This window comes from Clostridium sp. AM49-4BH, assembly GCF_003478335.1.
GTDB lineage: Bacteria > Bacillota > Clostridia > Lachnospirales > Lachnospiraceae > Butyribacter.
Genome location: NZ_QUFB01000065.1, coordinates 1 through 12,464, shown reverse-complemented (window position 1 = coordinate 12,464; position 12,464 = coordinate 1). Strand labels below are relative to the sequence as shown.

Sequence of the window (12,464 nt, the reverse complement as noted above, 5' to 3'; positions counted from 1 at the left end):
GTTATAATTCATTTGATGACCTCCCTTTGTATGCGGTAATCCCTGTTACTATTTGCTTTTGACAATCATTAGTATACAGGTAAATCCACGAAGTTACAAAGTGGAGGTCATTACATATTGTCTAAAAAGGCTTTTGAGTGAAAAATATTCACGGGATGATTTCTTGACAAATAAGAAGCATATTGCTACAATCAGTTTTAGTGTATTTAAGAGTTACATTGATGCACGGAAAGAGGTATTTCATGAAGAAGAGGATTTTATCAATTTTAGTGGATAACACTTCGGGTGTATTAAGTCGTGTTGCCGGTTTATTTAGCCGAAGAGGTTATAATATAGACAGTCTGACAGTTGGAGAGACGCAGAATCCTGCATACTCCCGAATGACCGTAGTTGTCCGCGGGGATGACCAGGTTTTGGATCAGATTGAGAAACAGGTGGCAAAGTTAGAAGATGTTCGTGCCGTGAAGGTATTAAAGCATGGTGAGCGCGTATGCCGTGAGTTGATTTTAGTGACGGTTGCCGTAGAAGCAGATCAAAGACCGGCAGTAGTGGCTATTGCTGATATTTTCCGTGCTAAGATCGTTGATGTCGGAGTAGATACTCTGATGATCGAATTGACAGGTAACCAGAATAAGCTGGATGCATTTGTGAAGCTGTTAAATGGTTATGAGATCAAGGAGATGGTTCGGACAGGCATTACCGGACTGAGTCGTGGAGCCAGAGATATGTTTGATGAGTTTGATGTGGACTTCGACAGCTAATACATAAGTGAAACGCCATTACTTGGATGAATTTGTACTGAGACAGAATGTATCAGGGAGGTCATGCAAGACAGCGCTTTGCATAAATTACATTTTATATTTAGGAGGAAAATATAATGGCAGCAAAGATTTTTTATCAAGATGATTGTAACTTGTCCTTATTGGATGGAAAGACGATCGCTATCATTGGATATGGTAGCCAGGGTCATGCACATGCATTGAACTTGAAGGAATCCGGATGCAATGTCATCATCGGTCTTTATGAAGGTTCTAAGTCATGGGCTAAGGCAGAGAAGCAGGGCTTTAAGGTATACACAACTGCAGAGGCTGCTAAGCAGGCTGATATCATTATGATCCTTATCAATGATGAGAAGCAGGCTGATATGTATAAGAAGGACATTGAGCCAAACTTGGAAGCAGGTAATATGTTAATGTTCGCTCATGGTTTCAATATTCATTATGGATGTATCGTACCTCCGGCTGATGTTGATGTTACAATGATCGCACCTAAGGCTCCAGGTCATACAGTACGTTCTGAGTATCAGGCTGGTAAGGGAACACCTTGTCTTATCGCTGTAGAGCAGGATGCTACAGGTAAAGCACAGGATATCGCACTTGCATATGCACTTGGTATTGGTGGAGCAAGAGCCGGTGTTCTTGAGACAACATTCCGTACTGAGACTGAGACAGACCTTTTCGGTGAGCAGGCAGTACTTTGTGGTGGTGTTTGTGCATTGATGCAGGCTGGTTTCGAGACATTGTGCGAAGCTGGTTATGATCCTAGAAACGCTTATTTCGAGTGTATCCATGAGATGAAGCTGATCGTTGACTTGATCTATCAGTCAGGTTTCGCAGGAATGAGATATTCTATCTCTAACACAGCAGAGTATGGTGATTATATTACAGGACCAAAGATCGTTACAGAGGATACTAAGAAGGCTATGAAGCAGATTCTTTCTGATATTCAGGATGGTACTTTTGCAAAAGACTTCTTATTGGATATGTCCCCAGCAGGTCGTCAGGTTCACTTCAAAGCTCTTAGAAAGCTTGCTTCTGAGCATCCTTCAGAGAAGGTTGGCGAGGAGATCCGTAAGCTTTACAGCTGGAACAATGAGGATGACAAGCTCATCAATAACTAATTTGAGAAGAAGGGAGAGAATACTATGGCGGCAGGAGTATTAGTGATAGCAGTTGTTGTGGTAGCGGTTGTTGTCGTTGTTGCGGCAACGGCTGCAATTATAGCGGCTGTAAAGAACACTTTACATGACGAGGATGAGTAGTATACTCTCTTATAATACGGAAGGGGACTGTCTGACTAAGGATCAGGGATTCAATGACGCTTAGTACGACAGTCCCTTTTATTTAAAGGATTATTACAGTTCAATAGGAAGGCAATAGATTTATGTATACATTGGAGTTTGATACAGAAATACCGAAAATATGTATTCCCATCGTTGGAACGAAAGAAGAAGAGATTATAAAGACAGCAGAGGATCTGGTTGCAGCGAAGGTGGATCTGATAGAATGGCGCGCAGATTATTGTTCGTGTATTTTAGAGGATGAGCGTCTGTGTTTGTTTCTGCAGAAACTGCGACGCAGCACGGGGTCTACACCGTTACTGTTTACGATACGTACTACTGCCGAGGGTGGTGAGCTGACAATATCGTTTGAACAATATATACATACGCTTCAAGTAGCGGCACAGTCTGAATGTGTGGATTATATTGATGTGGAGATGTTTTGGTGGGACAGAGCGCTTTCGAAATCTGAGTCTGTAACAGAAGGAACGATCCGAGAGGCAGTTCAGGCATTACAACAGCATGTGCAGGTGATTGGATCCTATCATGACTTTCAGGGAACGCCACAGGAGATGCAGATTACAAAACGTCTTTTGGCAATGCATGAAAATGGTGCGGATATTCCTAAGATGGCTGTGATGCCGCAGAGAAAAGAGGATGTGTTGACGTTAATGTGTGCAACGCTGCAGGCGAAGAGACAGATACCGGACACACCGGTTATTACTATGTCGATGGGCGCACTAGGGGCAGTCAGCCGCGTAGCAGGTGCTAATTTTGGATCAGCAGTTACATTTGGCTGCTATGGAGAAACAAGTGCACCGGGGCAGATTCCTTTGGAGGAGCTTCGGGTTGCATTGAAGCGATTACAGATTTCATAGAAGAAGCTGTTTGTGCGCTGCATAGCGGTGTAAAATGGCATAATGATATAGTAGAAAGAAATGGAGGAGCACGGTGAAAACACAGTTAAAAGAACATATATTTTTGATCGGTTTTATGGGCGTAGGCAAAACGGCTACATCTCATGCGCTTAGTAAATTATCGGGCGCAAAGGAATTTGATACCGATCAAATGATCGTGAAACAGGAGCATAAATCGATTCCGGATATTTTTGCTGAAGAGGGGGAGGAATATTTTCGCCAGAGAGAGACAGAAATATTGACAAGGCTGCGTGATCTGGAGCCGGGGATCATTTCGTGTGGCGGTGGCATGGTGATGCGCGAGGTGAACGTGGACAAGATGAAGGAGCAGGGCAAGATCGTGCTTCTTACGGCAACTCCGGAGACGATTTATGAGCATGTTAAAGACAGTACAAACCGTCCGCTCCTTAATGGAAATATGAATATACCGTATATTACAAAGATGATGGAAGCAAGAGAATCAAAGTATTGTGCAGCGGCTGATATTGTTATAGAGACAGATGGCTGTACGCCGAAGCAGGTTGCACAAAAATTACTTGAAAAATATGCTCAAATAGGATAAACTGTATACAGGATTTTGCGTAGTAATCAAGACGCATATACAATTAAGGAGGATTTTTATCATGGTATCAGCAGGTGATTTCAGAAATGGTTTGACCATTGAATTTGAGGGAAATGTATATCAGGTTATTGAGTTTCAGCATGTTAAGCCTGGTAAAGGTGCAGCATTTGTCCGCACAAAGTTAAAGAATATTAAGAGTGGTGGAGTTGTCGAGAAAACATTCCGTCCGACAGAGAAGTGCCCACAGGCACATATTGAGCGTGCAGATATGCAGTATTTGTACAGTGATGATATGTATCACTTTATGAATGTCGAGACATATGATCAGATTGATATGACGGCGGATCAGGTTGGCGATTCCTTGAAATTTGTCAAAGAGAATGAGATGGTTAAGATGCTTTCTCATGGTGGAGAGGTATTTGCAATTGAGCCACCATTGTTTGTTGAGCTTGAAGTAACAGAGACAGAGCCAGGATTTAAGGGCGATACAGCAACAGGTGCTAATAAGCCGGCTACTGTTGAGACTGGAGCACAGGTAAATGTGCCATTGTTCGTTGAGACTGGAGATAAGATCCAGATCGATACTCGTACAGGTGAATATTTGAAGCGTGTATAATTATTACGCATAGGATAGGAGGCGCAATTCATAAGGGATCATGTATTCCTGAGGGTTGCGCCTTTTGTGCAGAGATGAGAAGAGGATAGACATGAAATATAAATTAGTCATTTTTGATATGGATGGGACGATACTAAATACGCTAGAAGATCTGACTGACAGCACGAATGCAACGTTGGAGCATTTCGGTTATCCGGTTCATTCCATAGAGGATGTCAGACATTTCGTGGGCAATGGGATTCGTAAACTGATCGAAAGGGCTGTGCCATCGGGACTTAGTACAGAACGGATTGATGAAGTATATCGATATTTTTTGGACTACTATGCGAAGCACTGTGCGGACAAGACGAAACCGTATGATGGGATTTTAGACTTGATCCGTACGTTGCGAAAAGAAGGCTGCAAAACGGCAGTTGTGTCCAATAAAGCAGATATGGCAGTGCAGGAATTGTGTAAAGATTATTTCGATGGTCTGTTTGATTTCGCTGTCGGAGAGAGAGAAGGAGTCAGACGCAAGCCGGCACCGGACGCAGTAGAGCATGTTTTGGATACCTTGCAGATCACAAAGAAAGATGCAGTGTATATCGGTGATTCAGAGGTTGATGTGCAGACGGCGATCAATGCGGGATTAGACAGCGTGATCGTTTTGTGGGGCTTTCGAGAGAGAGAACTACTAGAACAGTATGGCGCCAAAGTCTTTGCACAGGATACGGAAGAATGCCTGCGCTTGTTACAATAAAAAGGATTGGAAAAGAGGAAAAGATGAGAACAAAAAGAAAGAAACAGATCATATGGGAAGTAATAATTTTGTTTGTGCTGGTAGCAGCTGCTGTTGGTGCGGTGCAGTTCAAACGGATCCATGAACAAAAGATGGCAGAAAAGAATGCCGTACAGAAAGTAAAATCGGTAGATGATCTTGCGGGCCGTAAGATTGGTGTACAGATTGGTACAACGGGAGATATCTATTCAACGGATTATGCCAAGGAAAATAAAGGTACCGAGGTAGAGCGTTACAACAAAGGAGCCGATGCCATTCAGGCACTGAAAGTTGGCAAAATCGATTCTGTTATTATTGATGAGCAGCCGGCAAAAGCTTATTGTGAAAAGAATCCGGAATTAAAGATCTTAAAAGATGAGTTCGCAAATGAGGACTATGCAGTATGTGTTGCCAAAGGAAATGATACGCTGCGCGAGCAGATCAATCAGGCGTTGGACGAGATCACAAAAGATGGCACGATGCAGAAGATCAATGATTACTATATCGGTGTGAATGCCGGCAAAGATCGTTATCAGGCAGATCCAAAAAATCCGAAAAAGAAAAAATTGACGATGGCGACTAATGCAGAATTTCCACCATATGAATACTATGATAAGGGAAAAATTGTTGGTATTGATGCGGATATGATGCAGGCAGTATGTGATCGCCTTGGTATGGACCTAGAGATTCAGAACATGGATTTTGATTCGATCATTACGGCTGTTACTTCCGGTAAAGTAGATGTAGGTGCCGCCGGAATGACTGTGACAGAGGATCGTCTTAAAAATATTGATTTCACCAACAAATATACAACAGCCAAACAGGTTGTTATCGTAAAAGGAACTAAGTCGGTTATGAAGAAACAGACTTTCCGAGAGGCATTTTATAATAACTTTGTCAAAGAACATCGTTATGAATATTTGTTAAAAGGTTTTGGCAATACACTGGTTATCACGTTCTTTGCGATCATTATTGGTATTGTATTTGGTCTGATCATTTCCCTGATCCGTACCAGCCATGATCGTAACGGTTCTTGGCCAATATTGAATGCGCTGTGCAGGATCTATATCACAGTAATGCGAGGGACGCCTGCTGTTGTACAGTTGATGATCATTTATTACGTTATTTTGACTTCGGTACAAAACAAGATAGTAGTGGCGATCATTGGATTTGGATTGAACTCTGCAGCATACGTTTCAGAGGTTATGCGTTCCGGTATTATGTCCGTCGATCAGGGACAGTTTGAAGCGGGACGAAGCCTTGGTTTAAACTATTGGCAGACAATGCGCAGTGTCATTATTCCACAGGCATTTAAGAATATTTTGCCGGCACTTGGTAACGAGTTTATCGTACTGATCAAGGAGACTTCTATCAGTGGATATATTGGTATGATGGATCTGACGAAGGGTGGAGATATTGTCCGTAGTATTACGTATGAAGCATATATGCACTATTTGCCGTAGCTATTGTCTATCTTGTGACAGTAATGATCCTGTCGGCCGGTGTCAATAAGTTGGAACGTAAATTACGAAACAGCGAACGTTAATGCAGCAACAGGGGAGAATAAATATGAGTAATAAAATAGAAAAAGATAATGTTTTGATCGATGTACATGATTTGCATAAAGCCTTTGGAGAACACCAGGTTTTAAAGGGGATTGATATTCAGATCTGCAAAGGTGAAGTGATTGCGATCATTGGCCCATCCGGTTGTGGTAAATCAACCTTTCTGCGGTCATTAAATCTGTTAGAAGTACCGACAGATGGTATTATTTCCTTTGAGGGAACGGATATTACGGATGCATCTGTTGATATTGATGTCATGAGAGAAAAGATCGGAATGGTATTCCAGCAGTTTAATCTGTTTCCGAATATGACGATCAAAGAAAATATTATGCTAGCACCGGTAAAGCGGAAGAAGATGAGCAAAGAAGATGCCGAAAAGAAGGCCTTGGAGCTGTTGACACGCATAGGTCTGTCCGATAAAGCGGACAGCTATCCGTCGCAGCTGTCCGGCGGGCAGAAACAGCGTGTTGCCATTGTGCGTGCACTTGCTATGAATCCGGATGTCATGTTGTTTGATGAGCCGACGTCAGCTTTGGATCCTGAGATGGTAGGTGAGGTACTTGCTTTAATGAAGGAGCTCGCTGCAGAGGGAATGACGATGGTTGTAGTAACGCATGAGATGGGTTTTGCGAGAGAAGTGGCAAGTCGTGTCCTCTTTATTAATGATGGTACTATTCAGGAAGATGAAACACCGGAAGAGCTGTTTGATCATCCTAAAAATGCGAGATTACAGGAGTTTTTATCCAAAATATTATAATTGTCTTATGAAGAAAGTATTATTGGTAACGAGGGTGAGTGGTTTCATACCGCAGCATGAAATGAAACATGTGCGTATACTACAGGATATGGGATATGAGGTACATTATGCATCCGATTTTAATAATGTAGTGTATGGCAAAGATAATCACAGATTGGACGGGACCGGAGTGATAAGGCATCAGATCGATTTTGTCAAGTCACCGTTTTCACGTCAAGTGAAGAAAAGCTATCTGCAATTGGTAAAGCTTCTTATGGAAGAAGAGTTTGCAATGATTCACTGTCATATGCCGATGAGTGGAGTTGTAGGCCGCTTGGCAGCGCAGAAGGTATATCGACAGACCGGACGTCATGTGCCGGTATTATATACGGCACATGGTCTGCATTTCTATACAGGAGCGCCGCTTCGCAATTGGCTGTATTATCCGGTGGAGTACTTTTTGGCACGTTATACGGATCGGCTGATCGTCATCAATCACGAAGATTATGATAGAGTTCAGTCATTTCCGGTGCGCGGATGCGTGGTATATGTGCCCGGTGTCGGTGTGCCGCTGCCTGAAGAAACTGCTCCGAATGCCAGAGTAATGCGGGAAACGACGCCGAAGATGTTATTAAGTGTAGGGGAGTTGTCTGCACGTAAAAATCATCAGCTTATGATAGAGGCAATGGCATTGCTTCGTGATCTGGATCTGAGATATGTTATTTGTGGAACCGGTGACAAGCAGAAAATGTTACAGCAGCGTATCCTAGAGCTAGGGTTGGAGCACCGGGTCTTTCTGGCAGGATATCAGGAGAATATTTCAGAATGGCTTGCCCGTGCAGACTGTTTTGTACTGCCTTCCTATCAGGAGGGGCTTCCGGTAGCGGTGATGGAAGCAATGGCCGCAGGGCTGCCGGTGATCGCATCGGATATCCGCGGAGTGAATGATCTGATCGAGCATACCAAAGGCGGTTATTTGGTACAGGGATTTGATCCGGAAGATTATGCGGTTAAGATTCGCCGCATGTTTACGGAAAAAGATGCAGAAAGTGCAGTTCCACGTGATGTGCGCAGAAACTTGATGGGAGAGTGGAACAAAAAGCGTGTGAAACAATTTTCTACACAAGTGGTGGATCAACAAATGAGAGCACTGTATCAAGAAGTGCTGCAGGAAGACAATGCAGGAAGGAGAAGGCGTTGATGGCACATACAGCAAAAGTATTGACCATTGCGGTTGCGGCATACAATGTCGCGCCATACATTGCACAATGTTTGGATTCTTTTGTGGATGAGAAACTCCTTCCGGCATTGGATATTGTGGTGATCGACGATGGATCTACGGATGCTACGGCACACATAGTGAAAAAATATATCAACAGATTTCCAGAGTCTTTTCGTCTTGTTTCGCAGGAAAATGGTGGTTATGGTGCCGCGGTCAATCATGCGCTGGCACTGGCACAGGGAGAATATTTCAAGACAGTAGATGGAGATGATTGGGTAGATACAAAAGAACTCTTGACAGTTGTATGCTATTTGATGGATAATAGAGAAAGATCAGATGTTGTCGTGACAGATTATTGTTGGGTACGTCATCGTGATGGAAAGGAAATACGCCGGATCAAGACTGATTTCGCACAGAAGCAATATCAACATATCTATTCCTTTGATGAAATAGCAGATAAGGTTTATCTTAATATGCATGCAGTGACGATTCGAACCGCCTTGCTGCAGTCGCACAATATTCAGTTGGATGAGCATTGTTTTTATGTAGATGCACAGTATGTTTTGAGACCGGTGCCTTATATCGAGACAGTTGTATTTTTGCCGGGGATAGTATATCAATATCGACTGGGAACAGATGGTCAGAGTATGAATTTAGAGAGTATGCAGAAGAATTATTTGCAGCATGAAAAGGTACTACAAAGCATTATTCGTTTATATGAACAGGAAGACAAAAGTAGTTTGGCGAAAAGAGCGTATCTTGCCAAAGGGGCAGCAAAATTAATGACAAGTCAAGTTAAAATTTATTTGAGTTTTCGATCAAGCCGCCGCTGGAAAATGAAGATCAAACAGCTTGTAGACACAATCGAAGCGAACAATCCCGAAATATTTCATGCCTGCAACAACCGTGCAGTAAAATTATTATATCGCACAAACTATAGGATCTATCCTGCAGCAAGTTTCTTGTTGAGACTGCAACACACATTGCACTATAGATAAGTCACATCATGTTAGAGTTACCAAAATACAGTGAGGAGAGGACATATGGCAAGTAAGATCGAGGAGATACAGGGTAAAACGTTAGACAGAAAAAAAACGGTTATTCATCATTTTATATTCCCGGATAATGAGGACATGGATTCTAATTACGCCCAGATCTATTTTCGCTGGACCAGACAGCAGCCGGAATGCAGACATGGAAAAGTTAGGATACCGGCCGATTGTTCGTTGTCGACGTGTTCCTTTTTTAATATCTTTCCGGCTGGAAAATGGAATAAATATGCGGATATTCACACTTATACATTCCAGATTTTATTGCGTGGATCGGCAAAGATTTATTTGTGGGAGACCGGTTTTGATGAGGAAGAGGGGGTAGATCGTAAATTATTGGGGATGAAACGTACGATTTCCGATGAAACCAGATTATATGAATTTGGTTTTATGGCTGATGCACTGGATAATAATATATTTATTGTAATTGATGCGGAATCAGATTGTGAATTGTACGGTGGACAGGTTGTGGCAAGAACATGCTATGAGGCCAAACCGGTCAATCTTGCCATTGGAATATGTACATATCATCGGGAGGAAAGTGTGCGCACGATCCTTCAACAGATCTATACCACATTTTTTGAACAGAGTATTTTAGCGGATAACATAGGTGTATTTGTTGCGGACAATGGGGGTACGCTGACAGAAAGTGATTATCCAGACCGTGGTGTCAAAGTTATGAAAAATAAGAATGTCGGAGGGACCGGTGGCTTTGTGCGGTGTCTGTTGGAGGCGCTTGAGGATCCTAATAAAGAATGGACACATATATTGTTTTTGGATGATGATATCCGTTTGGAGCCGGAAAGCATTTATCGAACGTATATGCTATATTCTTTTATCCGACCGAATTTCCGCTGTAGTATACTTGGTGGATCGCTGATGCGAATGGATTATCCGTATATTCAGCATGCCAAAGGCGAAAGATGGATGTTTGACCATGTAGAATTCGGCAGAAACGGATTTAATCTTCTTTGTGAAGAAGATCTTATTGTCAATGAGTTGGAAAAAGATGTAGAATATAATGGTTGGTGGTATTGCGCAATGGTTTTAGAAAACAAAAAGAATGAACTTCCACTGCCCTTTTTTATACATATTGATGATATAGAGTACGGAAGAAGGATGGGATGGCCGATCATGACGATGAATGGTATCGGGGTATGGCATGATTCCTTTGAGAATCGCAAACAGTCTGCGATGGAGTACTATGATATGCGTAACAGTTTGATCATGAATGCATTATATGAACCACGTCGACCGGTAGAGGATACGTGTAAGCGTGTGTTCCGCCATTTGGTACATCAGATGCTCAAATATCGGTATGATGATCAGCTGCTGACATTGCGTGCGGTAGAAGATTTCTTGGAGGGACCGGAATATTTCAAGACACATGATCCGATCCTCGTGCATGAGGAAATCATGGAGATGGGCTACCATCCGAAAAATGTAGTCAAGAAGCTTTATGAAATGAAGGCAAGCAGAGATCCGATGCGGAAGGAAGATCTGTACCGCAAGTACACGTTTTCGCTCAAACATAAGCTGACTTTGAATGGATGGCTGTTATTTGGCAAGAAGGAGTTGACGGCACTGCCAATGGGGTGTCATGCTACACATCTATATCGACTCAAAAATGTATTGTACTATGATCCGCAGAGTGGTAGTGGATTTACGGTAAAGCGTAAGAGAGGTATGGCATTTGTGACGCTGTTTCGTTATGCAAAGGCTGCTTGGAAACTAAAGAGAAAATACGAGGACACGGTTCAGGACTATGTGTTAAACAACGCAGAACTCTGTTCCAGTGATTTTTGGAAAAAATACCTGAGTATAGGTTAGAGAGGAATTATCATGCGGTTGTTTATAGCAAGAATACGGGGATTTATCAAATACAAAGATCTGATGGGACAATTGATCTCCCGAGATCTGAAACTCAAGTATCGTCGAAGCGTGCTGGGGTATTTATGGAGTATTTTGAATCCATTGTTTATCATGGTCATTATGGCAATCGTGTTTTCACATATGTTTCATCAGAAGAGTATACCGAATTATCCCGTGTATTTAATGAGCGGACAAGTGTTATTTAATTTTATGAATATATCTACCCATCAGGCTCTTGGGGCAATTACCGGGAATGCAGCACTGCTTAAAAAGACGTATCTTCCGAAATATGTATTTACCGTCTCTAAGATCACCAGTGGGTTAATAGACTGCATTTTTTCCTTTGGAGCGCTGCTGATCGTTATGTTATTTACAAAAGGACATTTTACGTGGTACCTGCTGCTGTTCCCTATTGTAGTAGCACAGTTATATGTGTTCAATATTGGTCTGGGAATGTTGTTAAGCGCAGCAAACGTATTTTTCCGGGACATCCAGTATATTTATAATGCGATAACGACAGCATGGATGTATTTGACGCCAATGTTTTATCCGGTAGAGTATTTGCCGGATAAGCTGCACTGGCTCGTCGTTCATCTCAATCCAATGTATGCATATGTTGCACAGCTTCGATGCCTGACTCTGTACGGAGTATTTCCGGATCCGCATATGGTGCTGTACGGATGCATTGATGCCTTCCTAATGCTGCTATTTGGAACATGGATCTTTACGAAAGGACAAGATCAGTTTATCCTATATATATAAAACACACACTTCACACCTCCAAAATTTGTTCAAGGACCACATAATAAGTAACTCATACTTCCCATACCGGAAGTTATTTCAAAACCACATATTGCTTATTATGTCAAAGAATACTAAGAATTTTGCAGCCACAACATCGTGGTTTCTGCCGACAGAGAACTATAGTAATTGCCTTGCCGCATTTACGTTTTTGGTGATTTCTAGATTTTGTTGTCTCTGATGATTGATTTACATGCCCTTCGGAAACTCGAAGTCCCGGAAGCAAGGTAATCATCATTTTTGAAAGGGACTTTGCGCTCGTCGTTACTTATGTCTCGTATTTCAGAGACATTAAGTAACGTGACGTA

At 42.3% G+C, this 12,464-nt stretch carries 12 protein-coding genes; all 12 read left to right on the top strand.

Features of this window, described 5'->3' with window-relative positions:
- The first annotated feature begins 242 nt into the window (after positions 1 to 242).
- The 12 genes from ilvN to DW981_RS13080 all read left to right on the top strand — a co-directional run bounded on the left by ilvN (position 243) and on the right by DW981_RS13080 (position 12,117).
- Positions 243 to 761, top strand: coding sequence for an acetolactate synthase small subunit (gene ilvN, locus DW981_RS13135; protein ID WP_022024341.1), 519 nt, complete (start codon positions 243 to 245; stop codon positions 759 to 761).
- A gap of 116 nt (positions 762 to 877) precedes the next feature.
- Positions 878 to 1,900 carry a ketol-acid reductoisomerase gene (gene ilvC, locus DW981_RS13130; RefSeq protein ID WP_022024342.1) on the top strand — a complete coding sequence of 341 codons (1,023 nt, stop codon included), beginning with the start codon at positions 878 to 880 and terminating at the stop codon, positions 1,898 to 1,900.
- A gap of 263 nt (positions 1,901 to 2,163) precedes the next feature.
- Positions 2,164 to 2,937 (top strand): type I 3-dehydroquinate dehydratase, encoded by a 774-nt coding sequence (gene aroD / locus DW981_RS13125; protein ID WP_118508036.1) that lies wholly within the window; start codon positions 2,164 to 2,166, stop codon positions 2,935 to 2,937.
- Between the two features lie 73 nt (positions 2,938 to 3,010).
- Positions 3,011 to 3,538, top strand: coding sequence for a shikimate kinase (locus DW981_RS13120; protein ID WP_118508035.1), 528 nt, complete (start codon positions 3,011 to 3,013; stop codon positions 3,536 to 3,538).
- 61 nt (positions 3,539 to 3,599) lie between these two features.
- Complete coding sequence (gene efp / locus DW981_RS13115; protein WP_022024346.1) at positions 3,600 to 4,154, top strand: elongation factor P; 555 nt, start codon at positions 3,600 to 3,602, stop codon at positions 4,152 to 4,154.
- Between the two features lie 91 nt (positions 4,155 to 4,245).
- The gene (locus tag DW981_RS13110; protein WP_118508034.1) at positions 4,246 to 4,893 is read left to right on the top strand and encodes an HAD-IA family hydrolase; all 648 of its coding nucleotides are present in this window, start codon (positions 4,246 to 4,248) and stop codon (positions 4,891 to 4,893) included.
- A gap of 23 nt (positions 4,894 to 4,916) precedes the next feature.
- Positions 4,917 to 6,374, top strand: a complete 1,458-nt coding sequence (locus DW981_RS13105) for an ABC transporter substrate-binding protein/permease (protein ID WP_243034765.1) — start codon at positions 4,917 to 4,919, stop codon at positions 6,372 to 6,374.
- Between the two features lie 136 nt (positions 6,375 to 6,510).
- Entirely contained in the window at positions 6,511 to 7,233 is a 723-nt protein-coding gene (locus DW981_RS13100; RefSeq protein WP_182434290.1) for an amino acid ABC transporter ATP-binding protein, read from the top strand.
- 7 nt (positions 7,234 to 7,240) lie between these two features.
- Positions 7,241 to 8,413, top strand: coding sequence for a glycosyltransferase (locus DW981_RS13095; RefSeq protein ID WP_182434289.1), 1,173 nt, complete (start codon positions 7,241 to 7,243; stop codon positions 8,411 to 8,413).
- Positions 8,413 to 9,432 carry a glycosyltransferase family 2 protein gene (locus DW981_RS13090; RefSeq protein WP_118508032.1) on the top strand — a complete coding sequence of 340 codons (1,020 nt, stop codon included), beginning with the start codon at positions 8,413 to 8,415 and terminating at the stop codon, positions 9,430 to 9,432. Before DW981_RS13095 ends, DW981_RS13090 begins: the two co-directional genes overlap by 1 nt.
- A 45-nt stretch (positions 9,433 to 9,477) precedes the next feature.
- Positions 9,478 to 11,313 carry a glycosyltransferase gene (locus DW981_RS13085; RefSeq protein ID WP_118508031.1) on the top strand — a complete coding sequence of 612 codons (1,836 nt, stop codon included), beginning with the start codon at positions 9,478 to 9,480 and terminating at the stop codon, positions 11,311 to 11,313.
- A gap of 12 nt (positions 11,314 to 11,325) precedes the next feature.
- A complete protein-coding gene (locus tag DW981_RS13080) occupies positions 11,326 to 12,117 on the top strand; it encodes an ABC transporter permease (protein WP_118508030.1) in 792 nt (263 codons plus the stop codon).
- The last annotated feature ends 347 nt before the right edge of the window (positions 12,118 to 12,464 follow it).

Excerpts from the sequence above, each read along its gene's own strand:
- DW981_RS13105 (WP_243034765.1), top strand. The coding sequence starts at position 4,917 with ATGAGAACAAAAAGAAAGAAACAGATCATATGGGAAGTAATAATTTTG.
- aroD (WP_118508036.1), top strand. The coding sequence starts at position 2,164 with ATGTATACATTGGAGTTTGATACAGAAATACCGAAAATATGTATTCCC.
- DW981_RS13090 (WP_118508032.1), top strand. The coding sequence starts at position 8,413 with ATGGCACATACAGCAAAAGTATTGACCATTGCGGTTGCGGCATACAAT.
- ilvN (WP_022024341.1), top strand. The coding sequence starts at position 243 with ATGAAGAAGAGGATTTTATCAATTTTAGTGGATAACACTTCGGGTGTA.
- ilvC (WP_022024342.1), top strand. The coding sequence starts at position 878 with ATGGCAGCAAAGATTTTTTATCAAGATGATTGTAACTTGTCCTTATTG.
- DW981_RS13080 (WP_118508030.1), top strand. The coding sequence starts at position 11,326 with ATGCGGTTGTTTATAGCAAGAATACGGGGATTTATCAAATACAAAGAT.
- DW981_RS13085 (WP_118508031.1), top strand. The coding sequence starts at position 9,478 with ATGGCAAGTAAGATCGAGGAGATACAGGGTAAAACGTTAGACAGAAAA.
- DW981_RS13095 (WP_182434289.1), top strand. The coding sequence starts at position 7,241 with ATGAAGAAAGTATTATTGGTAACGAGGGTGAGTGGTTTCATACCGCAG.
- efp (WP_022024346.1), top strand. The coding sequence starts at position 3,600 with ATGGTATCAGCAGGTGATTTCAGAAATGGTTTGACCATTGAATTTGAG.
- DW981_RS13110 (WP_118508034.1), top strand. The coding sequence starts at position 4,246 with ATGAAATATAAATTAGTCATTTTTGATATGGATGGGACGATACTAAAT.